The sequence below is a fragment of the Streptomyces spinosus genome (genome assembly GCF_020400655.1).
Taxonomy (GTDB): domain Bacteria; phylum Actinomycetota; class Actinomycetes; order Streptomycetales; family Streptomycetaceae; genus Streptomyces; species Streptomyces argyrophylli.
Genome location: NZ_JAINRC010000008.1, coordinates 208,162 through 232,300, shown reverse-complemented (window position 1 = coordinate 232,300; position 24,139 = coordinate 208,162). Strand labels below are relative to the sequence as shown.

Annotated in this window: 19 protein-coding genes and 1 tRNA gene; 9 read left to right on the top strand and 11 right to left on the bottom strand. The window is 71.7% G+C overall.

Features of this window, described 5'->3' with window-relative positions; translation table 11 throughout:
- Positions 1-13: 13 nt before the first annotated feature.
- Positions 14-1,615, bottom strand: a complete 1,602-nt coding sequence (locus LG395_RS17305; protein ID WP_225810342.1) for a beta-N-acetylhexosaminidase — start codon at positions 1,613-1,615, stop codon at positions 14-16.
- Positions 1,616-1,693: 78 nt separating this feature from the next.
- Here LG395_RS17305 and LG395_RS17300 point away from each other — a divergent pair, with 78 nt between their 5' ends.
- Entirely contained in the window at positions 1,694-2,581 is an 888-nt protein-coding gene (locus LG395_RS17300) for a DUF4429 domain-containing protein (RefSeq protein ID WP_171155970.1), read from the top strand.
- A 37-nt stretch (positions 2,582-2,618) separates the two neighbouring features.
- On the opposite strand, the gene LG395_RS17295 is transcribed toward LG395_RS17300, so the two are convergent.
- On the bottom strand, positions 2,619-4,184 hold the full coding sequence (locus LG395_RS17295; RefSeq protein ID WP_225810341.1) for a purple acid phosphatase family protein: 1,566 nt from the start codon (positions 4,182-4,184) through the stop codon (positions 2,619-2,621).
- A gap of 165 nt (positions 4,185-4,349) precedes the next feature.
- On the opposite strand from LG395_RS17295, the gene LG395_RS17290 reads away from it, so the two are divergent.
- Together LG395_RS17290 and glmS are read left to right on the top strand one after the other, a co-directional pair.
- The gene (locus LG395_RS17290; protein WP_171155966.1) at positions 4,350-4,607 is read left to right on the top strand and encodes a hypothetical protein; all 258 of its coding nucleotides are present in this window, start codon (positions 4,350-4,352) and stop codon (positions 4,605-4,607) included.
- A 62-nt stretch (positions 4,608-4,669) separates the two neighbouring features.
- Positions 4,670-6,487 carry a glutamine--fructose-6-phosphate transaminase (isomerizing) gene (glmS, locus tag LG395_RS17285; RefSeq protein WP_014672894.1) on the top strand — a complete coding sequence of 606 codons (1,818 nt, stop codon included), beginning with the start codon at positions 4,670-4,672 and terminating at the stop codon, positions 6,485-6,487.
- A gap of 448 nt (positions 6,488-6,935) precedes the next feature.
- Here glmS and LG395_RS17280 read toward each other — a convergent pair whose 3' ends face one another.
- Positions 6,936-7,463, bottom strand: a complete 528-nt coding sequence (locus tag LG395_RS17280; protein WP_171155963.1) for a universal stress protein — start codon at positions 7,461-7,463, stop codon at positions 6,936-6,938.
- Between the two features lie 326 nt (positions 7,464-7,789).
- Between LG395_RS17280 and LG395_RS17275 the strand changes: the two genes are divergently transcribed.
- From LG395_RS17275 to LG395_RS17260, 4 genes are all read left to right on the top strand, one after another.
- Positions 7,790-8,059: a hypothetical protein gene (locus LG395_RS17275; RefSeq protein WP_171155961.1), complete on the top strand. Its 270-nt coding sequence runs from the start codon at positions 7,790-7,792 to the stop codon at positions 8,057-8,059.
- A 378-nt stretch (positions 8,060-8,437) separates the two neighbouring features.
- Positions 8,438-9,655: a helix-turn-helix domain-containing protein gene (locus tag LG395_RS17270; protein ID WP_171155959.1), complete on the top strand. Its 1,218-nt coding sequence runs from the start codon at positions 8,438-8,440 to the stop codon at positions 9,653-9,655.
- 109 nt (positions 9,656-9,764) lie between these two features.
- On the top strand, positions 9,765-10,367 hold the full coding sequence (gene orn, locus LG395_RS17265; RefSeq protein ID WP_171155958.1) for an oligoribonuclease: 603 nt from the start codon (positions 9,765-9,767) through the stop codon (positions 10,365-10,367).
- Positions 10,368-10,470: 103 nt separating this feature from the next.
- Positions 10,471-10,543: transfer RNA gene (locus LG395_RS17260), tRNA-His, on the top strand.
- A 122-nt stretch (positions 10,544-10,665) separates the two neighbouring features.
- Here the strand turns inward: LG395_RS17260 and LG395_RS17255 are convergent.
- From LG395_RS17255 to LG395_RS17235, 5 genes are all read right to left on the bottom strand, one after another.
- Positions 10,666-11,721 carry a LacI family DNA-binding transcriptional regulator gene (locus LG395_RS17255; protein ID WP_171155956.1) on the bottom strand — a complete coding sequence of 352 codons (1,056 nt, stop codon included), beginning with the start codon at positions 11,719-11,721 and terminating at the stop codon, positions 10,666-10,668.
- 127 nt (positions 11,722-11,848) lie between these two features.
- A complete protein-coding gene (locus LG395_RS17250) occupies positions 11,849-13,291 on the bottom strand; it encodes a GH1 family beta-glucosidase (RefSeq protein WP_171155954.1) in 1,443 nt (480 codons plus the stop codon).
- Between the two features lie 264 nt (positions 13,292-13,555).
- On the bottom strand, positions 13,556-14,476 hold the full coding sequence (locus LG395_RS17245) for a carbohydrate ABC transporter permease (RefSeq protein WP_171155952.1): 921 nt from the start codon (positions 14,474-14,476) through the stop codon (positions 13,556-13,558).
- Positions 14,477-14,490: 14 nt separating this feature from the next.
- Positions 14,491-15,483, bottom strand: a complete 993-nt coding sequence (locus tag LG395_RS17240) for a carbohydrate ABC transporter permease (protein ID WP_171155951.1) — start codon at positions 15,481-15,483, stop codon at positions 14,491-14,493.
- A gap of 264 nt (positions 15,484-15,747) precedes the next feature.
- Positions 15,748-17,067 (bottom strand): ABC transporter substrate-binding protein, encoded by a 1,320-nt coding sequence (locus LG395_RS17235; RefSeq protein ID WP_171155949.1) that lies wholly within the window; start codon positions 17,065-17,067, stop codon positions 15,748-15,750.
- Positions 17,068-17,559: 492 nt separating this feature from the next.
- On the opposite strand from LG395_RS17235, the gene LG395_RS17230 reads away from it, so the two are divergent.
- Together LG395_RS17230 and LG395_RS17225 are read left to right on the top strand one after the other, a co-directional pair.
- Positions 17,560-18,609 (top strand): LacI family DNA-binding transcriptional regulator, encoded by a 1,050-nt coding sequence (locus LG395_RS17230; protein WP_171155947.1) that lies wholly within the window; start codon positions 17,560-17,562, stop codon positions 18,607-18,609.
- A 290-nt stretch (positions 18,610-18,899) separates the two neighbouring features.
- The gene (locus LG395_RS17225) at positions 18,900-20,327 is read left to right on the top strand and encodes a GH1 family beta-glucosidase (protein ID WP_225810340.1); all 1,428 of its coding nucleotides are present in this window, start codon (positions 18,900-18,902) and stop codon (positions 20,325-20,327) included.
- Positions 20,328-20,421: 94 nt separating this feature from the next.
- Here the strand turns inward: LG395_RS17225 and LG395_RS17220 are convergent, their stop codons facing one another.
- The 3 genes from LG395_RS17220 to LG395_RS17210 form a co-directional block, all read right to left on the bottom strand.
- Positions 20,422-21,891 (bottom strand): glycoside hydrolase family 18 protein, encoded by a 1,470-nt coding sequence (locus LG395_RS17220; protein ID WP_225810339.1) that lies wholly within the window; start codon positions 21,889-21,891, stop codon positions 20,422-20,424.
- Positions 21,892-22,000: 109 nt separating this feature from the next.
- A complete protein-coding gene (locus LG395_RS17215) occupies positions 22,001-23,404 on the bottom strand; it encodes a sensor histidine kinase (protein WP_171155942.1) in 1,404 nt (467 codons plus the stop codon).
- Positions 23,401-24,117 carry a response regulator transcription factor gene (locus tag LG395_RS17210; RefSeq protein WP_171155940.1) on the bottom strand — a complete coding sequence of 239 codons (717 nt, stop codon included), beginning with the start codon at positions 24,115-24,117 and terminating at the stop codon, positions 23,401-23,403. Before LG395_RS17210 ends, LG395_RS17215 begins: the two co-directional genes overlap by 4 nt.
- Positions 24,118-24,139: the final 22 nt, after the last annotated feature.

The following is a 24,139-nucleotide window of genomic DNA, read 5'->3' as shown; positions in this document are numbered from 1 at the left end:
CGCCGGCCTGCGGTCAGCGTGCCGGCCAGGGCACCTGGGGTGAGCGGTAGTAGTGGATGCCGAGGGCGTCCCAGCGGGGACCCTGTGCCGCCAGCCGCACCCGGTAGGCGTCCCAGTCGTGGGTGGCCGCCGGTGACCAGCCCAGCTCGGCCGCGCCGGCGAGCCGGGGGAACGCCATGTACTCGATCTCGGCGGTGTCCGTCACGTTCTCCGTCCACAGGGGCGCCTCGACACCCCGGACCGCGGACGTGGGCACCCCGGCGAGATAGGCGCCCGGATCCCAGTCGTACGATCGCTTCACCTCCACCAGGCCCGCCCAGTCCTGACCGGGGCCGGTGTCCCGCGTGTACTTCATGTCGAGGTAGGTCCGGTCGGCCGGGGACAGGATCAGACCCGTGCCGTTCCGGGCGGCCTCGGCGACCTGTGCCTTCTCCGCCGCGCTGGTGTCGTCCAGGCCCCAGTACTGGGCGAGGGCGCCCTTCGCCGGGTGGGCGCCGGTGAGCTGGTGCCAGCCGATGACGGTCTTGCCGTAGCGGGCGACGACCGGCTGCACCCGGTCCATGAAGGTGACGTAGTCCGCGTGGCTGGTGGAGTGCGCCTCGTCGCCGCCGATGTGCAGATAGCGGCCGGGGGTGAGGGCGGCCACCTCCCGGACGACGTCGTCCACGAAGTCGTAGGTGGCCTTCTTGGACACGCACAGCGAGCTGAAGCCGACCTCGGTCCCGGTGTACAGCGGGGGTGCCACGCCGTCGCAGTTGAGCCTGGCGTAGGAGGCGAGGGCCGCGTTGGTGTGGCCGGGCATGTCGATCTCGGGCACGACCTCCAGGTAGCGGGAGGCCGCGTACCGCACGATCTCCCGGTAGTCGTCCTTGGTGTAGTGACCGCCCCGGCCGCCGCCGACCTGGGTCGAGCCGCCGTAGGAGGCCAGGCGCGGCCAGGAGTCGACGGCGATGCGCCAGCCCTGGTCGTCGCTGAGGTGCAGATGCAGCTCGTTGATCTTGTAGAGGGCCAACTGGTCGATGTACCGCTTGACTTGGGCGACCGTGAAGAAGTGCCGGGAGACGTCGAGCATGGCGCCCCGGTAGGCGAAGCGGGGACGGTCCCGCACGGTGCCGCCCGCGATCGGCCAGGGGCCGGGCTGGACGGTCTTCTTCTCGACGGCCGCCGGGAGGAGCTGGCGCAGGGTCTGCACGCCGTGGAAGAGGCCGGCGGGGGTGCGCGCGGTGAGGGTGACCCCGCCCGCGTCGCTGTGCAGACGGTAGCCCTCGGCGCCGAAGTCGCCCTGCGCGAGGCCGAGCCGGATGCCGCCGGTGCCGTGGTCGGTGACCGGCAGCGGATAGCCGGTGGCCGGGCGCAGCAGGCCGGCCAGGTAGCCGCCGACGCGGCGGACCTCGGCGGATCCCTCGACGCGGATGCGGGTCTGCCGGGTGATGCGGTACGGCGCTGTGCCGGGCGTGACCGAGGCGGGGGCCGGGACGACCCGGTCCAGGGGGGTCGGGGCGGCGGCCTGCGCCGTGCGGTCCGCGCCGACGGTGACGACGCCGGCCGCCGCGAGCAGCAGCAGGGAACCGAGGACGTGGGACAGGCGGGGAGTCGTGCCGTGGTTCCGTCTCACAAGCGCTCCCTTCGGAAGGGGTGACCGTCAGACTTGGTCGAGACCACTGTCCCGCAGATCGGGTGGAACAATCCCCGCATGGCGGAAATCATCCAGAAGGACGGTACTTGGGCCTTCGACGGGGACGCCCTGCGCCTCACCCCGGGCCGGGACAAGAACGTGGGCCTGCTCCGCCGCGAGCTGGGTGAACTCATCGTACCGCTCGGCGCGTTGGCCGGTGTCTCCTTCGAACAGGGCCGGAAGTCGGGCCGGCTCAGGCTGCGGCTGCGCGCCGGCGCCGACCCGCTGCTGCACGTCACCGGGGGCCGGCTCGCCGAGCCGCACGACCCGTACCAGCTGACGGTGGAGCCCGACCGGTACGGCGTCGCCGAGTACGTCGCCGACGAGGTGCGCAACGCCCTGCTGCTGGACGGGGTTTCCCCGGAGCCGGCCGACGGCTATCTGCTGCCGGGGCCGTCCCTGCCGGTGTCCGCCTCGGCCGGGGACGGCACGGCGGGCTTCGACGGGGAGCGGGTGCGGCTGGAGTGGAACTGGAAGACCGAGGAGGCCAAGGCCTCGACCGGGCCGCGCACGATCCCCCTCGCGGACATCACCGGCGTCGAGTGGCAGCCGGCGGCCGGACTGGAGAACGGGCACCTGCGGTTCCTCGTGCGCGGCGCGCCGGTCACCGCGCCGCCCAAGTACGACCCGAACACGGTCGAGCTGTGGGGCTTCAAGAGGGATCCGCTGATGGCCCTGGTCGCGGCGGCGGTGCAGGCGCGGCTGCCGCACCCCTCGGCTCCGCGCCCCCCGGCGGCGGAGCCGGACGTACGCCAGGACGCCGCCCGGCCTGCCGGGGAGGGCGCCGGGGACGGCCACGACGCGCTGCTGCGCCGGCTGCGCGAGCTGGGTGAGCTGCACCGCGACGGGGTGCTGACGGACGAGGAGTTCGCCCTGGCCAAGCGGGCGGTCCTCAAGCGCCTGTGAGTGAGGCGCCGGTGAGAACCGCCCGCTCGCCGGGGGCCTACTTGGCCTTGCGGGACACCGTGAAGTGGTCGACGCGGTCGCCGGTCTCGGCGATGCCCGACACCGTCAGCGTGGTCTGCCGGCCCTTCGGCGCGGGCGTGACGTCCACGCGCAGGAAGGAGTAGTCGAGGTAACGCACCCGGGACCAGGCGACGGTCTCGTTGACCTTGCCGTCCTTGGTGTTGACGAACGAGGCCACGGAGTCGGTCTCGTGCTCGTGACCCTCGTAGGAGTCCGGGGCGGAGAACGCGTACAGGCTGCGGCCGGCGGCGCCCGCGGTGACGTAGACGACACCGTCGGTCTCGGGGTAGGCCGTGCCGCCGATCGGCAGCTTCTTGGCGACCTTGCCCGCCTTGATGACGTCGGTGCGCTCGTACTGGTGGTTGTGGCCGTTGATGACCAGGTCCACCGTGTACTTCTCGAACAGCGGCACCCACTCCTGGCGCACACCGCCCTCCGACGCGTGCGCGGTGGAGGTGCAGTAGGCGCAGTGGTGGAAGAAGACGACGATGAAGTCGACGTCCTTGGCGGCGCGGAACTTCTTCAGCTGGCCTTCCAGCCACTTGGTCTGGGTTCCGCCGGATATGCCCAGGTTCGCCGGGATCTCGAAGGAGACGTCGTTGGCGTCGAGCGAGATGACCGCCGTGTTGCCGTACACGAAGGAGTAGACGCCCGGCAGGTTCTTCTTGTCGGGGCCGTTGTCCGGCAGGTTCCAGCGGGCCTCCTCGCCGCCGTAGCCGTTGGGCGAGTACCAGGCCTCCATGTCGTGGTTGCCGTACGCGGGCATCCACGGGATCTGCTTGGCGACCGACTCGGTCTGGGCGAGGAAGGAGTCCCAGGTGCGCGAGTCGAAGCCGGTGTCGGCGGTCTTGCCGGCGCCGGACGGGTCGGCGTAGGCGATGTCGCCGGCATGCAGGTGGAAGGCCGGGTTCTGGCCGAGCAGCAGGCTGTTGTTGGCCAGGCCGTGGTAGCCGACGCCCTCGTCGCCGAAGGCGGTGAAGGTGAACGGCGCCTTGTGGGCGGGGGCGGTGGTGAACGTGCCCACCGTGCCCAGCAGGTGCGGCTCGGCCGGGTCGAAGCCCTGGTGGCCGACGCCGTAGTAGTAGGTCTTGCCGGGGCGCAGGTGTGTCAGCTTGGCGTGCAGGTAGTACTGGGTGTGGTCGCCGCTCGCGCCGACGCCGGCCGGGGTGTAGAGGGTGCGGACCTCGGCGTCGATCCTGCGCGAGAGGTCCCAGGGGTGGGCGCCGATGCGGATGAAGGGCTTCTTGACCGCGACCGGGACCTGCCAGGAGACGGTGATCTCCGTGCGCGGGTCGTTGCCCCAGGCCAGGTGGCGGCCGAAGGGGGCGACCAGGGCGCCGTCGACGTGCTGGGCGGCGGGGGCGGAGCTCCGGGTCGGCACGGCGGCCTGGGCGGTGGCGCCCGGTACGAACGCGCCACCCGCGACGGCGCCCAGCGTGACCGCGCCGCCCCTGATCATGGTGCGCCGCGAGAATCTGGCGCGCAGGTACTCGTGCTGTTCGGCCATGCTCATGCGCGCGGCCAGCTTCTCGGGTACTCCCATACGAGGTATGTCCATGACGTCTGAAACTCGTCTGTTCGGGCAACGAGTCGCAGGACGCAGGATGGACAGCTCACGAACAGAGCCCCATAAGAGTTTCAACAGCAGCCTGCCCGGAATCGGGCACGATTCTTGCGAAACAGGCGCCGGTACTCCAGGATCTACCGGGTGCACGACGAACTTCTCGATCACCTGACGCGGTCCACGCCCCTCAGCCGGGGCGAGGCGCTGCGCGTGGTCCAGGACGTGCTCGCCTACTTCGACGAGACGATCCAGGAGTTCGTCCGCCGCCGCCACCGCGAACTCCAGGCCCAGGGCCTGGTGAACGCGGAGATCTTCGAACGGATCGGGGCGGACCTGAAGTACCGGGCGGTGGCGCCGCCGGAGCTGACGCTCAGGCAGCTGCGCCGCATGGTCTACGGCTGAAACCAGCCGGAACCCGGCCGACGACAGCCCGGCCCAGCGACAGCCAAGGGATATCTCTATACATGTGCGGAATTGTCGGATACATCGGGAAGCGTGACGTCGCCCCTCTCCTCCTGGAGGGCCTCCAGCGCCTGGAGTACCGCGGCTACGACTCCGCGGGCGTCGTCGTCACCTCCCCGAAGACGCCCGGCCTGAAGATGGTCAAGGCCAAGGGCCGGGTGCGCGACCTGGAGGCCAAGGTGCCGGCGCGCTTCAAGGGCACCACCGGCATCGCCCACACCCGCTGGGCCACCCACGGCGCCCCGTCCGACGTGAACGCCCACCCGCACATGTCGGCCGACAACAAGGTCGCCGTCGTCCACAACGGCATCATCGACAACGCCGCCGACCTGCGCCGCAAGCTGGAGGCCGACGGCGTCGAGTTCCTCTCCGAGACCGACACCGAGGTCCTCACCCACCTGATCGCCCGCTCGCAGGCCGAGAAGCTGGAGGACAAGGTCCGCGAGGCCCTGCGGGTGGTCGAGGGCACGTACGGCATCGCGGTCATGCACGCCGACTTCTCCGACCGCATCGTGGTGGCCCGCAACGGCTCCCCGGTCGTCCTCGGCATCGGCGAGAAGGAGATGTTCGTCGCGTCGGACATCGCCGCCCTGGTCGCCCACACCCGGCAGATAGTGACGCTGGACGACGGCGAGATGGCCACCCTCAAGGCCGACGACTTCCGTACGTACACCACCGAGGGCACCCGCACCTCGGCCGAGCCGACCACCGTGGAGTGGGAGGCGGCCTCCTACGACATGGGCGGCCACGACACCTACATGCACAAGGAGATCCACGAGCAGGCCGACGCCGTGGACCGCGTGCTGCGCGGCCGCATCGACGACCGCTTCTCCACCGTGCACCTCGGCGGCCTCAACCTCGACGCCCGCGAGGCCCGGCAGATCCGCCGCGTGAAGATCCTCGGCTGCGGCACCTCGTACCACGCGGGCATGATCGGCGCCCAGATGATCGAGGAGCTGGCCCGCATCCCCGCCGACGCCGAGCCCGCCTCCGAGTTCCGCTACCGCAACGCGGTCGTCGACCCCGACACCCTGTACATCGCGGTCTCGCAGTCCGGTGAGACGTACGACGTGCTGGCCGCCGTGCAGGAACTCAAGCGCAAGGGCGCGCGGGTCCTCGGCGTGGTCAACGTCGTCGGCTCCGCGATCGCCCGCGAGGCCGACGGCGGCATCTACGTGCACGCGGGCCCCGAGGTCTGCGTGGTCTCCACGAAGTGCTTCACCAACACCACGGTCGCCTTCGCGCTGCTCGCCCTGCACCTCGGCCGCACCCGCGACCTCTCGGTCCGCGACGGCAAGCGGATCATCGAGGGCCTGCGCAGGCTGCCCCAGCAGATCACCGAGATCCTGGAGCAGGAGGAGGAGATCAAGAAGCTGGCGGAGAGCTACGCCGACGCCCGCTCGATGCTCTTCATCGGCCGCGTCCGGGGCTACCCGGTGGCCCGCGAGGCCTCCCTGAAGCTCAAGGAGGTCTCCTACATCCACGCCGAGGCCTATCCCGCCTCCGAGCTGAAGCACGGCCCGCTGGCCCTCATCGAGCCGGCCCTGCCCACGGTCGCGATCGTCCCCGACGACGACCTGCTGGAGAAGAACCGCGCGGCCCTGGAGGAGATCAAGGCCCGCGAGGGCAAGATCCTGGCGGTGGCCCACCAGCACCAGGAGAAGGCGGACCAGACGATCCTCGTCCCGAAGAACGAGGACGAGCTGGACCCGATCCTGATGGGCATCCCCCTCCAGCTCCTGGCGTACCACACGGCGAAGGCCCTGGGCCGGGACATAGACAAGCCCCGCAACCTCGCCAAGTCGGTGACGGTGGAGTAGCGGACAGAACGGACCCCCACGTGGCCACCTCGCGCGTGGGGGTCCTTTCCGTGCTGCTCGGTCTCAGCCGGCGGCCGTCACCCCCCGGCCCGCAGCACGTCCCGGAAGGGCCGTCGGCCAGTGGGCGAGCGCCGTCGTCGCCGCGTACCAGGCCACCGCCCCCGAGAAGACGGCCACCCGTCCCCCGGCCCTCGCGAGGGCGGGGCTGCCGGCTCGGCCGAGCCGATCGCCAGGGCCAGTCGGCCGGCCACCGTCGTGCTCACGCGTCCCGCGGAGACGTCGCTGTCCACGGCGGGCTCCCTTCAGGCGTGTGCAGCGGTGCGGTGCCCGGTATATGCCCTTCACAAGGGCACAAACCACCTGTACGCACGAGTAGTTTCCCGCTGCGCAAAGAGAGTTGACGAAGCGTGAGACCTCAGGGGGAGGCGACAGGGGCGCCAGGGGGACGTCAGGGGATGACGATCACGGGCCGCTTGGCCCGCTTGGCGAGCCGCCCCGCGACCGAGCCGAAGATCCGGCCGACGATGCCGTGCGTGGAGCCGACCACGATCGCGTCGGCCTCGTACTCGCGGCCGACCTCCTCCAGTTCGTGACAGATGTCCCCGCCCCGCTCGACCAGGATCCACGGGACCTCGGCCAGATAGTCGGCACAGGCCAGCTCCAGCCCCAGGACTTCCGTGCGGTGGTCCGGCACGTCCACGAAGACGGGCGGCTCGCAGCCGGCCCACACCGTGGTGGGCAACCGGTTGGCGACGTGCACGATGATCAGGCCGGAACGGGAACGGTGGGCCATGCCGATCGCGTAGGCGAGGGCGCGCTCACTGGAGGTGGAGCCGTCGAAGCCGACGACCACTCCGTGCCGGAAGGCGGGGTCGCAGGAGGGGCGTGACTCGGCCGCCGCCAGGGGATCGGCCGCCGTGGGGTCGGCGACCGGCCGCTTGCGGTCCGCGGGTTCGGAGAATTCGTGACCGGCCATGGCTGTCTCGGCGTTGTGATCCTTTATGGGTGGGACGACAGTGTGCTGTGGAAGCGTGCTGCGGAGCTGTGTCCGGGAAACATCTTCCCAAGCCCATACCCCCAAGGGTACGGCCGCACGCCTCCTGAGCCCAGATCCCGCGCACGCTCCGTGAGCGGTCCCCGACGCCCGTAGGGGTTCACCGGAGCATGCACGAGCCGCGCCCGTAACGCAATGGTTGCTGCCCCGTACAGGCGGTTTGCACAGCGTTCACAGATGCGCGTTCGGTGACCGACCGGTCGGACGGACGTTGAACCGGCGTGAGCCACCGCCACAGGGAGTACGACATGCCCGGAGCCCGACCCCGCCGCGACCCGCGCCCCGCACCGGACAGCGCGAGCGATGTGATCCGCTGGGCCGCCTTCAGCTGCGTGCTCGTGCCCGTGGTCCTGCTCTGGTACGGCACCTCGCTGGCCGGCGCCACGGGCACCGCGCTGGGCCTCGCCGCCGTCACGGCGGCCTGCCGGGTGCTGCTGCGCCGCTCCGAGCGCTGTGCCGAGCGTTGCGCCGCGCAAAGAGGCGGACGTCACACCCGGGAGCAGACACCGGTCGACTGACCTGTTTCCATACCTACGAACGCTGGTTTTCAGCCAACTTCTGGATATCGACCAGGAGGGGCCCGAACCACCCCCCAACCCCCGTTCCACCTGCACGGAAAGGGTCTACGGACCGCTGCGCACCCTACGCGGTTTGGCCACTGCCACAAGGCGCACTTCCCTGCACGCCTCACGAGTGCAACGCTTCGTGATCGAATGCTTCACGCCAAGTTGTCATGTCGACAATGTGCCGCGTGTGGAACTGGTCACCGCACGACCGCGGGAGCCAGTAGATTCGATCTTGACTGTCTTACGGCGGGGGACTCGTGCAGGACCGAGGGGAAACGTGCAGGAGCGACACAACCGAGGAGCCGCGACCACCGAGGGGGGCTTAGCAGTATGAGCCACGACTCCACTGCCTCGCCGGACGCCGCAGCCCGGAAGCTGTCCGGGCGACGCCGCAAGGAGATCGTCGCGGTGCTGCTGTTCAGCGGCGGCCCCATCTTCGAGAGTTCCATACCGCTGTCGGTGTTCGGGATCGACCGCCAGGACGCCGGCGTGCCGCGCTACCGCCTTCTGGTGTGTGCCGGCGAGGAAGGCCCGCTGCGGACCACAGGGGGCCTGGAACTCACCGCGCCGCATGGGCTGGAGGCGATCTCACGCGCCGGGACGGTCGTCGTACCGGCCTGGCGTTCGATCACCTCGCCGCCGCCGGAGGAAGCACTGGACGCGCTGCGCCGCGCACACGAGGAGGGCGCCCGCATCGTCGGGCTGTGCACGGGCGCGTTCGTGCTCGCGGCGGCCGGACTGCTGGACGGCCGCCCGGCGACCACCCACTGGATGTACGCGCCGACGCTGGCCAAGCGCTACCCGTCGGTACACGTCGATCCACGTGAGCTGTTCGTCGACGACGGCGACGTGCTGACGAGCGCGGGCACGGCGGCCGGAATCGATCTCTGTCTGCACATCGTGCGGACGGACCACGGCAACGAGGCGGCCGGCGCGCTCGCCCGGCGCCTGGTGGTCCCGCCGCGCCGGTCGGGCGGCCAGGAGCGCTACCTCGACCGGTCTTTACCGGAGGAGATCGGCGCCGACCCGCTCGCCGAGGTCGTCGCCTGGGCGCTGGAACACCTCCACGAGCAGTTCGACGTGGAGACGCTGGCGGCACGCGCCTACATGAGCCGCCGTACGTTCGACCGCCGGTTCCGCTCGCTGACGGGCAGCGCGCCGCTGCAGTGGCTGATCACACAGCGCGTGCTCCAGGCCCAGCGCCTGCTGGAGACCTCGGACTACTCCGTGGACGAGGTGGCGGGCCGCTGCGGGTTCCGCTCACCGGTGGCCCTGCGCGGCCACTTCCGCCGCCAGCTCGGCTCGTCCCCCGCCGCCTACCGGGCCGCCTACCGGGCCCGCAGGCCGCAGGGCGACAAGCCGGGTGAGACGGAGGCGGCCGTGGCGCCGGCCGGCCAGCAGGGCGCGCCCGCGGGCCTGTCCGGCCCCGGCCCGGTCGGCCCGGCCCCCCTGCTGCACGAGCACCGGGACAGCGGGGTGCCCCTGCAGAGCCGCCGGGCCACGGCGGGCGCGGTGGGCCTGCTGCCGGGTCCGCGCAGCGGTAACTGAGCGTGACGGAAAGGGGGACGGGAGCATCCCGTCCCCCTGACGTCTCTCTGGCCACTTCCCGCGGAGCACGGGGGCACGCAAAAGCCCAGGCCCGCTTTAGGGTGGTCGCATGAACGATCGCATGGTGTGGATCGACTGCGAGATGACCGGCCTCTCGCTGTCCGACGACGCTCTCATCGAGGTGGCCGCCCTCGTCACCGACTCCGAGCTGAACGTACTCGGCGAGGGGGTGGACATCGTCATCCGCCCGCCGGACCGGGCGCTGGAGACGATGCCGGAGGTGGTGCGTCAGATGCACACCGCGTCCGGGCTGCTCGCCGAGCTGGAGGGCGGCACGACCCTCGAGGACGCCGAGGCACAGGTCCTCGCCTACGTCCGGGAGCACGTGAAGGAGCCCGGCAAGGCCCCGCTGTGCGGCAACTCGGTCGGCACCGACCGCGGCTTCCTCCTGCGCGACATGCCGACCCTGGAGGACTACCTCCACTACCGCATCGTCGACGTCTCCTCGGTCAAGGAGCTGGCCCGCCGCTGGTACCCGCGGGCGTACTTCAACAGTCCGGAGAAGAACGGCAACCACCGGGCCCTCGCCGACATCCGCGAGTCGATCGCCGAGCTGCGCTACTACCGCGAGGCCATCTTCGTGCCGCAGCCCGGGCCGGACTCCGACACCGCCAAGGCGATCGCCGCCAAGCACGTCCTGCCCGCCCGGTAGCCGCCGCGGGGCCGCGCGAAAACCTGTGCGCGAGCACCCCTTCCGACCCTGTAGACTTCTTCTCGGCCGGTCGGGGAGAGCACTCCTCGGACATCCGGTCGTGGTGGGTGTAGCTCAGCTGGTAGAGCACCTGGTTGTGGTCCAGGATGTCGCGGGTTCGAGTCCCGTCACTCACCCTGAGTGATCAGCCGGTGACTTCGTCGTAAGACGGGTCACCGGCTTTTCTCGTTGTCCGGGCGCCCCCGCGCGCCGGCGTCTCCCGCGGGCCGGGGCACGGGTCCCCGGACCGCGGGAGACGTCACGACGACGTGCGGACCACCAGTTCCGTCGGCAGGACCGCCTGGTGGCGGTCGACGCCACGGGACGCCGCCGGACGGCGGTCGGCGATCTCCGTGAGGAGGAGGTCGATCATCGCGCGGCCCATCTCCTCGATGGGCTGGCGGACGCTGGTGAGCGGCGGGTCCATGTGCCGGGCGATGGCGGAGTCGTCGTACCCGACCAGCGCGACGTCGTCGGGGACGCGGCGGCCCGCCTCGCGGAGCACCTGCCGGGCGCCGGCCGCCATCACGTCCGAGCCGGCGAAGACGGCGTCCAGGTCGGGGTGGCGGGACAGCAGGGTCGTCATCGCCCGGCGCCCGCCCTCGTCGGTGAAGTCACCCGGCACGATGAGGAGTTCGTCCACCGGGTGGCCCGCGTCGCGCAGGGCGTCGCGGTAGCCGTCGACGCGGCGCTGGGCGCCGTAGACGTCCAGACGGCCGGTGATGTGCGCGATCCGGCGGCGGCCCCGGCCCAGCAGGTGCTCCACCGCCGAGCGGGCGCCGCCGTAGTTGTCGGAGTCCACGGAGGGGAGCGACTCGGCCGCCGAGCGGGGGCCGCTGATCACGGCCGGGATCTCCAGCTGGGCGAGCAGGTCCGGGAGCGGGTCGTCGGCGTGGACGGAGACCAGCAGCACCCCGTCGACGCGGTGGGCCGCCAGGTACTGGGCCAGGCGCTGCCGCTCGCGGTCGCTGCCGGCGAAGATCAGCAGCAACTGCATCTCGGTCTCGGAGAGTTCGGCGCCGACCCCGCGCAGCATGTCGGAGAAGTACGGCTCGGCGAAGAACCGGGTCTCCGGTTCGGGGACGACCAGCGCGATGGCGTCGGTGCGGTTGGCCGCGAGGGCGCGGGCGGCGGTGTTGGGCACGTAGCCGAGTTCGGCGACGGCCGCCTCCACCGCGGCGCGGGTGGCGTCGCTGACCCGGGGCGAGCCGTTGATCACCCGGGAGACGGTGCCCCGTCCGACCCCGGCCCGGGCGGCGACCTCTTCCAGGGTCGGCCGCCGGCCGCCCCGGCCTCTCCCAGCATTGCCTGCCATGGTCGCCGCCTTCCGTTCACCGCCGTTCAGGCCAGGAATGTAACAGCCGTGACCGGGGCGCTTCCGCTTCCGTCCGCGGCCGCGGGCACGGCCGGTGCCTCCCGGCCGTGCCCGCCGCGGGCGTGGGTCAGGCGGGCAGGGCGTTGTCGCGGATCACGCCGGCGTACCAGTGGGCGCTGGCCTTGGGGATGCGGCGCTGGGTGGCGTAGTCGACGTAGACGGCGCCGAAACGCTTCGAATAGCCGTAGGACCACTCGAAGTTGTCCAGCAGCGACCACAGGAAGTAGCCGCGCACGTCGGCGCCGTCGGCGATGGCGCGGCGCACCGCGTCCAGGTGGGAGTGGAGGTAGGCGATCCGCTGCGGGTCGTTGACCCGTCCCTCCGGGGAGACGTAGTCGTCGAAGGCGGCGCCGTTCTCGGTGACCATCAGCGGCAGCTGGGGGTGCGAGGCCGCCAGCCCGGTCAGCAGGGTGTGCAGTCCGCTCGCGTCGATGGCCCAGTTCATCGCGGTCAGGTCGTCGTTGGCGAGGTGGAAGGCGACGTGCTCGGAGCCGGTCCACGGGGAGTGGTCGCTGGCGCCGTGACCGTCGTTGCGGGTGCTGGCGGAGCCGTCGGCGGGCAGGGAGACCACGGTCGGCGAGTAGTAGTTGACGCCGAGGACGTCGATCGGACGGGAGATCTCCGTGAGGTCCCCGTCGTGCACCAGTTCCGCCCAGTCGACCAGGTGCGCGGTGTCGGCCAGCAGGTCCTCGGGGTAGGCGCCGTCCAGGAGGGGGCCGGTGAAGATCCGGTTGCCGACCGCGTCGATGCGGCGCGCGGCCTCGGCGTCCCCGGGGCTGTCGGTGAGCGGGCGCACCTGGTGCAGGTTCAGGGTGATGGAGGTCTGCGCGGACGACGGCAGCACGGCGCGCAGCGCGCCGACGGCCTTGCCGTGGGCCAGGTTCAGGTGGTGCGCGGCGCGCAGGGTGGCGGCCGGGTCGGTCCGCCCCGGCGCGTGCACGCCGGAGCCGTAGCCGAGGAACGCCGAGCACCAGGGTTCGTTGAGGGTGGTCCACACGCCGACCCGGTCGCCGAGGGCGCGGGCCATGATGTCGGCGTAGTCCGCGAAGCGGTGGGCGGTGTCGCGGTGCGGCCAGCCGCCGACGTCCTCCAGCTCCTGCGGCAGGTCCCAGTGGTAGAGGGTGGCGACGGGCGTGATGCCCGCCTCCAGGAGCTCGTCGGTGAGGCGGCGGTAGAAGTCCAGGCCGCGCTCGACGGCGGGTCCGCGGCCGGTGGGCTGGACTCGGGACCAGGAGACGGAGAAGCGGTAGGCCTTGAGGCCGAGCTCCTTCATCAGGGCGACGTCGTCGCGGTACCGGTGGTAGTGGTCGGCGGCGATGTCACCGGTGTCGCCGTTGCGCACCTTGCCGGGAGTGTGGCTGAAGGTGTCCCAGATGGAGGGGGTGCGGCCGTCCTCGGCGGCGGCGCCCTCCACCTGGTAGGCGGCGGTGGCGGCACCCCAGACGAAGCCGGTCGGGAAGGAGGTGTCCGAGGCCGGCTGGGCCGTGGTCTCGGGTCGTACGGCGGTCATGGTGAGAACGCTCCCAAAGGGGGGTGAGAAACGGACGTCGGACGGCGGTCCGGCGGTGCGGGAGGAGAAGGGGGAGGGAGGGAGGGCGGGGTGCGCGGGCAGGGGCGCGGCCGGATGGCGCCCGGTCCGGTACGGCCCGCTGCGGGGCGGCCTGTGCGGGCGGTACCGGACCGGACACGGCGGCGGGCCGACGGGACGCGGCGCACGCCGGTCTGGGGGGCGGGGCCGGCGCCGTGGCGGCCGGCCCCGCGGCACCGGCTGGGCTCAGCCCTTGACGGCGCCCGCCATGATCCCTCCGACGATCTGCTTGCCGAAGATGACGAAGACCAGCAGCAGCGGCAGGGTGCTGATCAGCGCACCGGCCATGACGATGCTCTGGTCGGGGGTGTAGGAGGCGCTGAGCTGGCCGAGCGCCACCTGGATGGTGGGGTTCTCCTGGTTCAGGGCGAGGAAGGGCCAGAAGAAGTCGTTCCACGCCTGGACGAAGGTGAGCATGCCCAGCACCATCATCGCGGGCCGGGCCACGGGCAGCACCACGCTCCACACGATGCGGAAGTTGCTCGCCCCGTCGACCTTGGCCGCCTCGATCAGCTCGTACGGCAGGGCCTCGATCAGGTACTGGCGCATGAAGAAGACACCGAAGGCGCCGACCAGGGTCGGGAAGATCACCGACTCCAGCTTCCCGCCCCACCCGATGTCCGACATCATCATGAACAGCGGGACGACGCTGAGCTGCGGCGGGATCGTGAGCGTGGCGATCACGGCGGTCATCAGCACACCACGGCCCCGGAAGCGCATCTTGGCGAAGGCGTAGCCGGCGAGCGTGCAGAAGAACAGGGTGGCGACGGTGATGCAGCCGGCCACGATGACGCTGTTGACGATGGCCTTGCCCAGGTGGGCCTGGTCCCAGGCCGCCTGGAGGTTGCTCCACAGCCGGCCGCCCGGCAGGAGCGGCGGCGGGGTGTCGAGGACCCGCTGCTGGTCGTGCGAGGCGGCCACCAGGGTCCAGTACAGCGGGAAGATCGAGCCGAGGCCGACGACGACGAGGGCGACGTAGGTGAAGGGACCGCCCCTGAGTTGCTGGCCGGCTCCCATCTTGAAGCGGCCACGGCCCTTTCCGGGGGCGGTGGGAAGCGGTGCCGGGGCGAGGTCCGGCGCGGTCGTGGTGGGACTGGTCGTGGTCATCGATGTCGCTCCCGTCAGGCCGCGCTCTTGCGCATGAACCGGCCGACGATCCAGTTGATCAGGGCGATGAGCAGCAGCAGGACGAGCATGGCCCAGGCCACGGCCGCCGCCGGACCCAGGTGGCCCAGCTTCCAGCCGTAGTTGAAGAGGTAGATGCTGAGCGTCTCGTACTGGTGCTCGCTGCCGCCGATCGAGCCGAGGGTGCCGCCCTGGAGCAGCAGCGGCTCACCGAACAGCTGCATCGAGCCGATGGTGGAGATCACGATGGTGAACAGGATCGTGGGCCGCAGCGAGGGGATGGTCACCTTGCGGAACTGCTGCCACCGGCTCGCTCCGTCGATGGAGGCCGCCTCGTACAGGTCGGTGGGGACCGCCTGCATGGCCGCCAGGTAGATGAGGGCGTTGTACCCGGTCCACCGCCAGATGATGATGACCGAGATGGCGATCTTGGAGGTCCACTCCCCGTTGCCCCAGTCGGTGTTGCCGGCGCCGAAGAAGTGCAGCACCCAGTTGAGGATGCCGCCGTCCGCGCGGAAGACCAGCGCGAAGACCAGGGCGGCCGTGGCCACCGAGGTGGCGTACGGGGTGAGGATGACGGTCCGCCAGAAGGTGCTGGCGCGCAGCTTGTAGTTGAGCAGGTGGGCCAGGCCCAGCGCCACGAGCAGCTGCGGGACGGTGGAGATGACCCCGATGACGAAGGTGTTGGTGACGGCCGTCCAGAACTCGGAGTCCTGGAGGATCTTGGCGAAGTTGTCCCAGCCGACCCACTGGGACTGGTCCAGGCTCGTCATCTCCACCCGGTGCAGGGCGATCCAGCCCGTGTACAGGAGTGGGTAGAGCCCGAAGGCGCCGAAGATCAGGAAGAAGGGGGCTATGTAGGCGTACGGCGAGGCCTTGTCGTCGAAGCGCCACAGCCGGCTGCGCCAGGTGCCGCGTCCGTTCGACGCGGCACCGGTGCCGCCGGGCGGCGGGGTGTAGGCGCCCCGGGCGGGGGTTGTCGTTGCCACGGAGGGAGTCCTTCCCTGGAGGTTTCGGCCGGGTGGGGCGGGAAGCGCGTTCGGGGACCGGGGTCGGTCCGCCCCTCCCCGCGCGGATCGGTACGGTGGCGGACGGCCCACGCCGCGGCCTGACGTGCGTGTGGGGCGGAGCCCGGCCGTCGGCTGCCGGGTCCCGCCGGGTGGTGCCGTGGGCGGCGCCCGCCGTCGGGCACCGCTCACAGGGTCGAGCGCGGACGGGTGCGGGCGGCCGGTGGGGCCCCGCACCCGGTACGGCTAGCCGAGCGCCTTGTCGATCGACTCGGTCGCGGACTTCCACGCGTCGGCGGGCTTGGTGCCCCGCTTCTCCATGTTGTTGATCTGGTTGGAGATCGTGTCCTTGATCACGCCGTCCTTCGCGCCGAGCACCGCCTCGGGGATGGACTTGGCCTCCTCGGCGTAGATCTGGCCGATGGGGGCGTCGCTGAAGTACGGCAGCTTGGCGTTCTTCACGTCGGCCAGCTCATAGGCGCCCTTGTTGGACGGGAAGACACCGATCGCCTTGAACACGGCGGCCTGCTGCTCCGGGGCGGTCAGCCACTTGACCAGCTCGGTGGCCTCCTTGACGTGCTTGCCGCTCTTCGGGACGGCGAGGAAGGAACCGCCCCAGTTGGCCGCGGTCGAACCCGGGGCGCGGGAGATGTCCCACTTGCCCTTGAAGGAGTCGCCGGAGTTGATGGAGATCTGGCCGGCCATCCAGGCGGGGCAGGCCACGGTGGCCACGGTGCCCTTGCGCAGCGCCGCGTTCCAGGCGTCGGTGAACTGGGGCAGGCCCTGGCTCAGCTTCTTGCCGGCGGCCTCGGCGGCCAGGTTCCAGCCCTGCTGCACGGACTGACTGTCCTTGTAGACCGGCTTGCCGTCGGCGTCGTAGTACTGCTGGGAGGAGGAGCTGACGACCGCGTTGTACATGGCGGAGGCGGAGTCCATGAAGTAGGTGCCGGAGGGCGCCTTCTTCTTGTACTGCTCGCCGAGCTTGAGGTAGTCCTCCCAGCCGCCGGCGACGGCCTTGGCGACGGCCTCGCGGTCGCTGGGCAGGCCCGCCTTCTCGAAGAGGTCCTTGCGGTAGCACAGGGACATGGGGCCGATGTCGGTACCGGCGCCGATCACCGTGCCGTCCTTGGCGGTGGCCTGCTTCTCCTTCCAGGACACCCAGTCGTTCACGTTGATCGTCTTGCTGAGGTCGGCGAACTTGCCCGACTGGGTGTCCACGACCTCCTTGATGCGCCCGACTTCGATGCCCGTGACGTCCGCGAGGCCGCTGCCCGTGTTCAGCTGCTGAAGGAGCTTCGGGTAGTAGTCCTGCTCGTTGGCGGTGGTCTCTTCCTGGACCGTGATGTTCGGGTGCAGCTCGTGGTACTTGGCGAACAGTCCGGCCTCCTTGTAACCGAACTGTCCGAAGTCCGCCACCTTCAGGGTGATGTTCCCGTTGGCGTCCGAGCTGTCCGAGTCGTCGTCACTGCTGCAACCGGTCAGCAGCAGCGCGGAGGCCGTCAGGACCGTCGTGGCCAGTGTCGCCGTTCTGCGGCCGTGACCACCGCCGGTACGGGTGATGCGCATTCCACTACTCCTTGTTCCAGTGGGCAACGGGACCTCAGGAATCGGACCGCCGGACACGGCGGTCCGGACCTGCCCTCTCGGTTCGAGCAGCGGCTAGCCAACAGCACGCGGAGTGCGATGGAAAGGTGCTGGTCAAAGGTGCGCCATGCAAGGTAGAGGGGAAGGCCATGAGTGGTTCGATCCGAACGGAAGAGAGCCCCGGTCGCCCTGTGGGACCGCTCCCACGCGGCATGCCGGAAGACTCGTTGGTGCCAGGCCGGGTGTCAAGTCTTGAAGACGGCCTTGTTGCGTAAGCGTGTTCAGCGCGTCACGTGAACGTGTCGTGCGCCGGGACGCAACCGGCCCGTCATCCCGGCGTTGCCCAGGGCGTCGGGGCAGGTCACGGGCGGGGCGGTCGCCCCACGCGGCCAACTGCGCGGGCGGCCGGACCGGTTGCCGGGATCCCTGGGTCAGAATGAAGCTCCCCCGCACCGGACCACCGGAAGGTGAACGATGAGCCCTGCCGAACAGCCGCAGCCGCACAGGACCGCGGACGTCCGGCGCCCGACCCTGAACGCCGTCGCCGCACGCGCCGGCGTGGGCCGCGGCACGGTCTCGCGGGTGATCAACGGCTCCCCGAAGGTCAGCGCACGCTCCCGGGCGGCCGTGGAACAGGCCATCGCGGAACTCGGCTACGTGCCCAACCGCGCCGCCCGCTCCCTGGCCACCCGGCGCACGGACGCGGTCGCGCTGGTGGTGCCCGACGCCGGGACCCGTCTCTTCTCCGAACCGTACTTCTCCGGGATCATCCGGGGCGTCTCCACCGGACTCGCCGGTGCCGGGATGCAGTTGCTGCTGGTCCTCACGGGCGACGAGAAGGAGCACGGCCGGCTCGCCGCCTACCTGGCCGCACATCGGGTGGACGGCGTCCTGATGATGGCGGTCCACGGGGACGACACCCTGCCCGACCGGCTGGAGGAACTGGCCGTGCCGACCGTGCTGGCCGGGCGGCGCAGCGACCGCGAGCGGCTCGGCCATGTCCGCGCGGACAACCGGGGCGGTGCCCGGCTCGCCGTGCGGCACCTGCTGGCCGGCGGCCGCCGGTCCATCGGCACGATCACCGGTCCGCTGGACATGGACGTGGCGCGGGCGCGGCTCGAAGGCTACCGGGAGGCGCTGCGCGAGGCCGGGGTCGCCGTCGCGGACGACCTCGTCGCGGCGGGCGACTTCACCGAGGAGGGCGGCCGCCTGGCCATGCGGGAACTGCTGCGCCGGCACCCGGAGCTGGACGCCGTCTTCGCCGCCTCCGACGTGATGGCCTCCGGCGCGGTGCTGGAACTGCGCGCGGCGGGGCGCCGGGTGCCGCACGACGTGGCGCTGATCGGCTTCGACGACTCGATCGTGGCCCGGCACATCGATCCTCCGCTGACCAGCGTCCGCCAGCCGCTGGAGGAGATGGGCCGCACGATGGCGAGCCTCCTGCTGGAGGAGATCGCCCACTGCGGCACCGGCCGGCGGGAAGTGGTGCTGCCGACGGAACTGGTCGTACGGGCGTCGGCTTGAGGGACCGGGCCGGCTCGCACCCGCCCGGCCCGTACCGAGGCCGGCCGGAGAACGCTCACGTCGGTCCCATGGGCGCACGGACAAGGCCCACGTCAGCCGGAGAACGCGTACGTCGGCCCCCTGCGGCGCACGGACAAGGCCCACGTCAGCCCGGCGAGGCAACCGGCCCTGTCCGACCCTGCGCTGTAGGTCCGGACGTCACTCCCGGCAGGTCGGTCGAGCCCGACCCCTTTCGCCGTGGGAGCGCTCCCATGCATAATGCGTGCACTCGACTCCAGGGGAGAGCCCTCATGCCCGAACCGACGACCGTGGCCTTTCCTCCCGCCTTCCACTTCGGCGCCGCGACCTCGGCGTACCAGATCGAGGGGGCGGTGCGGGAAGACGGCCGCACCCCCTCGATCTGGGACACCTTCAGCCATACACCGGGCCGGACGGCCGGCGGCGAGACCGGGGACATCGCCGTCGACCACTACCACCGCTACCGCGACGACGTCGCGCTCATGGCGGAGCTGGGCCTGACCGCGTACCGCTTCTCCGTCTCCTGGTCCCGGGTGCAGCCGACGGGCCGGGGGCCGGCGGTCCAGCGGGGCCTGGACTTCTACCGCCGGCTGGTCGACGAGCTGCTGGCCCGGGGCATCACCCCCGCGCTCACCCTCTACCACTGGGACCTGCCGCAGGAGCTGGAGGACGCGGGCGGCTGGCCGCACCGCGACACCGCGTTCCGGTTCGCCGAGTACGCACAGCTCGTCGGCGAGGCGCTCGGCGACCGGGTGGAGCAGTGGATCACCCTCAACGAGCCCTGGTGCAGCGCCTTTCTGGGCTACGCCTCCGGGGTGCACGCCCCCGGCCGCACCGACCCGGCGGCCTCGCTGCGCGCGGCCCACCACCTCAACCTGGGGCACGGGCTCGCCGTTTCCGCCCTGCGCGCGGCGATGCCGGCCGGCAACCGGATCGCGATCAGCCTCAACTCCTCGGTCGTACGGCCCCTTTCCCAGGACCCGGCCGACCTCGCCGCGGCCCGCCGGATCGACGACCTGGCCAACGGCGTGTTCCACGGGCCGATCCTGCACGGGGCGTACCCGCCGTCATTGCTGGAGGCCACGCGCTCGGTGACCGACTGGTCGCACGTCCTGGACGGCGACGTCCGCACGATCAACGCCCCGCTGGACGCGCTGGGCCTGAACTACTACACCCCGACGCTGGTCTCCGCCGCGGCCGGCGGGGCCGAGGGACCCCGGGCGGACGGCCACGGCTCCAGCGACCACTCGCCCTGGCCGGCCGCCGACGACGTCCTCTTCCACCAGACCCCCGGCGACCGCACGGAGATGGGCTGGACGATCGACCCGACGGGCCTGTACGACCTGATCATGCGCTACACGCGCGAGGCGCCCGGTCTCCCCCTCCACATCACCGAGAACGGCGCCGCCTACGACGACAAGCCCGGCCCCGACGGCCGGGTGCACGACCCCGAGCGCATCGCCTATCTGCACGCCCACCTCGCGGAGGTACGCCGCGCCATCGCCGACGGCGCCGACGTGCGCGGCTACTACCTGTGGTCCCTGATGGACAACTTCGAGTGGGCGTACGGGTACGGCAAGCGGTTCGGCGCGGTCTACGTGGACTACGCCACGCTGGAGCGGACGCCGAAGTCGAGCGCGCGGTGGTACGGGGAGGCGGCGCGGACGAGGGTGCTGCCGCCGGTGCGCGCGGGGGCCTGAGAGGGGGCGGGGCCCGGCCGGTGTGATCCGCCGGGCCCCTTCTGCCGGGGCACCTTCTGCGGGCCCCTTCTCGGGGCACCGGTGACCGGCGCGACTACTTGTACGCCCCGAACGCCTTGGAGAAGGCGAACGGTTCCTGGGTGACGGAGCTGCACGTGGCGTCGGCGGTGGGCTTGGTGCCGCCGGCGCACTGCTTGTCGCGGGTCGCCGACCACATCGACAGCCAGCCGAGCCCCTTGGAGCGGGCGAAGTCCACCAGCTGGTTGGCGTCGTCGACCTTGAACACCTCGGAGGAGACGTCGTTGACGCCGATCATCGGGGTGACGGCGACGGCCTTCCAGGCGGCGGAGTCGGACAGTCCCAGCACGCTTCTGACCTGCGCCTGGGTGGCGGTCGCGGCCTGCTCGGCATAGGTGCCCATGTCGCCGCTGTACGAGGCGCCGTAGTCCATCGCCATGATGTTGACGGTGCTGATCTTCACGCCGTTGGACTTGGCGTCGGCGAGGAGGTTCACGCCGTCCTGGGTGAGGCCCTCGGGCATCACCGGGAGGGTGAAGGAGACGTCCAGGCCGGGGTGCTGCGCCTGGAGCTTGGCGATGGCCTGGGCGCGCCGGGTGTTGGCGGCGGTGTTGGGCAGTGCCCCGCCCTCGACGTCGAAGTCGACCTTGGTGAGCTTGAAGGCGTCGACCGCCTTGCCGTAGGCCGCCGCCAGCGCGTCCGCGGAGGAGCAGGTGGTGGCCAGTTCGGAGCCGGAGGCGCCGCCGAAGGAGACGCGGACGTCGCCGCCCTTGGCGCGCAGCGCGCCGATCTGCGCGGCCACGGCGTCGCCGGTGAGGTCCGTGACCCCGCCCCACTTGGGGGTGCAGCCGCCGCCGTCGGTGAGGAAGGCGAGGTTGTAGTTCTTCACGCCGGTCGCGTCGGCGGCGCCGAGGAGGTCGAAGGCCGGGTAGAGGCTGGTGTCGACGTAGGGGGCGAAGCCGGCGGAGGCGGTGGTGCCGGATCCGGTGCTGCCGGTGGGGGTGGGCGTCGCGCTCGCGGTGGGGGCCGAGGTGTGCGTGGAGGTGGGCGTGGCGGTGGGGTCCGGGGTCGGCGACTGGGTGGGCTGTGTCGGCCGGCCGCTGGGCTCGGGGGTCGCTCCGTCGTCCGCGGAACAGCGCGCGTCGTCGATACGGCAACCGGTCGGGTCGCCGCTGCCGTTGACCACGAAGCCGACGGTCACCGACTTGCCGGGGGCCAGGCCGTCGGTGTCCCAGGTGGCGGGCTTCACGGTGACGTGCCGACCGCTGACGCTCGGCTCGCCGTTCCACAGGGAGCTGAGCTTGGCGCCCGCCGGCAGGTCGAACTCCAGCGTCCAGGTCTTCTCGGCCTGGCCGGTGTTGTTGGTGACGACGTACTGGGCGGTGTAGCCCGTGGACCAGTCACTGGTCCTGGTGTACGCGGCGTTCACCCCGGCCGCGTTGGCGGTGCCGGTGAGCAGGACCGCTCCGCCGCCGATCACGGCCGCGGCCACCAGGCCGCCTATCGCCTTGTTCCTGCCACTGATCCTGCGCCGGTGCGTGCTCATGCGCGTGCCTGCCTTCGCTGTTCACGGGGAGAGGTGCGGCAGCACGCTAGCGATCAGGAAAGGGACAATCCGCTTGTACGGGGCGCCCGTCGGCGGCCTTAGGGTTCGCTTAAGGCAGCGATCGGGAACGGTTAAAGGCAGAGACCCATTTGCCCGGTCGGCGTCTGCGCATGGCGCCCCGCCGTCCGCGTCCGGCCGGCTTCCGGGCGTCCAGCTGGAACCAGATCCGCACCTCGGTGCCGCCCAGCACCGAGGAGCCGATGCGGACGTCACCGCCGGTGGACTCGGCGAGCCGGCGGACGATGTCCAGGCCCAGGCCGGTCGAGCCGGTGTGCCCGGAGCCCCGGCCGCGGGCCATCGCCGCCTCGGGGTCGGCTATGCCGGGGCCCGCGTCGGAGACGAGCACGATCACCGCGTCCTCGCCGTTGTGCACGTCGACCGCGAAGGCGGTGCCCTCGGCGGTGTGCCGGAAGACGTTGCCCAGCAGGGCGTCGAGCGCGGCGGCCAGGTCGGCGCGGGCCACGGGTACGCGCACCGGCCGGTCGACGCCGGCCACCCGCCACTTGCGGCCCTCGTCCTCCGCCAGCGCGGACCAGAACTCCATGCGTTCACGCACCACCTCGGCCGCGTCACAGCCCGCGCCGGGTCCGGCGGCGGCCGTCTGCGGCTTGGCCTCGCGGGCCGTCCGGATGATGGTGTCGACCTCGCGCTCCAGCTGGGCGACGGCCTCCCGGGTCTGCTCGGCGGCGGGTCCGGCGCCGAGGGAGGCCGCGTTCAGCCGGAGGACGGTGAGCGGGGTGCGCAGCCGGTGCGAGAGGTCGGCGGCCAGCTCCCGTTCGTTGGCGAGGAGCTGGACGACCTGGTCGGCCATGGAGTTGAACGCGACGGCCGCCAGCCGGAGCTCGGTCGGACCGTCCTCGGGCACCCGGGCGCCCAGCCTGCCGTCGCCCAGCTCGTGCGCGCCCTCGACGAGCCGCCGCGCGGGCCGCACCATGCGCACCCCCAGCCGGTCGGCGACCGCGACCGAGCCGACGGTCAGCGCGAGGCCGACGGCCGCGAGCACCGCCCAGGCCGTGCCGACGCCGTTGGTCACCTCGGACTCGGGGACGTACACCTCGACCACGGCTATCGCGCCGGAGCCGAGCGCGACCGGCTGGAGCAGGGTGGAGCCGCCGGGCACGGTGGCGGTGGAGGCGCGGCCGAGCCGTCGTACGGCCTCGATGTCGCGCCCGGCGGCGCGCCGGCGGCCGAGGTCGAGCGCGGCCCGTCCGCCCTCGGCGGGCAGGTGGACCGCCATCCCGGAGTCGGCGCCGGCCGAGGCCACCACCCGCTCCAGCTGGTCCCGGTCGGTGGTGATGGACAGGGCGGGCGCGACCGCCGCGGCCTCCCGCTCGGCATTGGAGAACGCGCGGTCGCGGGCCATCTCCTTGACGACGAGGCCGAGCGGCACGGCGAAGGCGACCACGACCATCGTGGTGACCGCGAGGCAGACCTTGACCAGGGCCCATCTCATCGCGGGGCCTGCCCGGCCTGCCCGTCAAGGGGCGGTTCGAGCTTCACCCCGACGCCCCGCAGCGTGTGCAGATAGCGCGGCCGGGCGGCCGTCTCCCCCAACTTGCGGCGCAGCCAGGACAGATGGACGTCGATGGTCTGGTCGTCGCCGTAGGACTGCTGCCAGACCTCGGCGAGGAGTTCCCTGCGCGGGACGACGACGCCCGGCCGCCCGGCCAGGAAGGCCAGCAGGTCGAACTCGCGGCGGGTGAGGTCGAGCCGGGCCCCGTCCAACTCGGCCTGGCGGCGCAGCGGGTCGACGGTCAGGCCGCCGACGCGGAGCACGGCCGGGGGCGGGGCCTCACCGCCGCCGGCACGGGCCCGGCGCAGCACGGCGGTGATCCGGGCGGAGAGGTGTTCGACGGAGAACGGTTTGGTCAGGTAGTCGTCCGCCCCGGCGTGCAGCAGCCGGACGATCTCCGTCTCGTCGTCGCGGGCGGTGGCGATGATGACGGGCACGTCGGTGATGCCGCGCAGCATCTTCAGGGCCTCGGAGCCGTCCAGGTCGGGCAGTCCGAGGTCCAGGATGACCAGGTCGAAGCGGAAATGGGCGACCTCGCGCAGCGCCTCCAGCGCCGTACCGACGCTGCGCACGGTGTGTGCGGCGTCGGTCAGATGCCGGATGAGCGCCGAGCGTACGAACTGGTCGTCCTCGACCACGAGCACACTTGCCATGCGCCGCACCGTACGCCATGCG

Coding starts and splice junctions, on each gene's coding strand:
- LG395_RS17300 (WP_171155970.1), top strand. CDS start 1,694: ATGGCGGAAATCATCCAGAAGGACGGTACTTGGGCCTTCGACGGGGAC.
- LG395_RS17295 (WP_225810341.1), bottom strand. CDS start 4,184: ATGGGAGTACCCGAGAAGCTGGCCGCGCGCATGAGCATGGCCGAACAG.
- glmS (WP_014672894.1), top strand. CDS start 4,670: ATGTGCGGAATTGTCGGATACATCGGGAAGCGTGACGTCGCCCCTCTC.
- LG395_RS17280 (WP_171155963.1), bottom strand. CDS start 7,463: ATGGCCGGTCACGAATTCTCCGAACCCGCGGACCGCAAGCGGCCGGTC.
- LG395_RS17275 (WP_171155961.1), top strand. CDS start 7,790: ATGCCCGGAGCCCGACCCCGCCGCGACCCGCGCCCCGCACCGGACAGC.
- LG395_RS17270 (WP_171155959.1), top strand. CDS start 8,438: ATGAGCCACGACTCCACTGCCTCGCCGGACGCCGCAGCCCGGAAGCTG.
- orn (WP_171155958.1), top strand. CDS start 9,765: ATGAACGATCGCATGGTGTGGATCGACTGCGAGATGACCGGCCTCTCG.
- LG395_RS17255 (WP_171155956.1), bottom strand. CDS start 11,721: ATGGCAGGCAATGCTGGGAGAGGCCGGGGCGGCCGGCGGCCGACCCTG.
- LG395_RS17250 (WP_171155954.1), bottom strand. CDS start 13,291: ATGACCGCCGTACGACCCGAGACCACGGCCCAGCCGGCCTCGGACACC.
- LG395_RS17245 (WP_171155952.1), bottom strand. CDS start 14,476: ATGACCACGACCAGTCCCACCACGACCGCGCCGGACCTCGCCCCGGCA.
- LG395_RS17235 (WP_171155949.1), bottom strand. CDS start 17,067: ATGCGCATCACCCGTACCGGCGGTGGTCACGGCCGCAGAACGGCGACA.
- LG395_RS17230 (WP_171155947.1), top strand. CDS start 17,560: ATGAGCCCTGCCGAACAGCCGCAGCCGCACAGGACCGCGGACGTCCGG.
- LG395_RS17225 (WP_225810340.1), top strand. CDS start 18,900: ATGCCCGAACCGACGACCGTGGCCTTTCCTCCCGCCTTCCACTTCGGC.
- LG395_RS17220 (WP_225810339.1), bottom strand. CDS start 21,891: ATGAGCACGCACCGGCGCAGGATCAGTGGCAGGAACAAGGCGATAGGC.
- LG395_RS17215 (WP_171155942.1), bottom strand. CDS start 23,404: ATGAGATGGGCCCTGGTCAAGGTCTGCCTCGCGGTCACCACGATGGTC.
- LG395_RS17210 (WP_171155940.1), bottom strand. CDS start 24,117: ATGGCAAGTGTGCTCGTGGTCGAGGACGACCAGTTCGTACGCTCGGCG.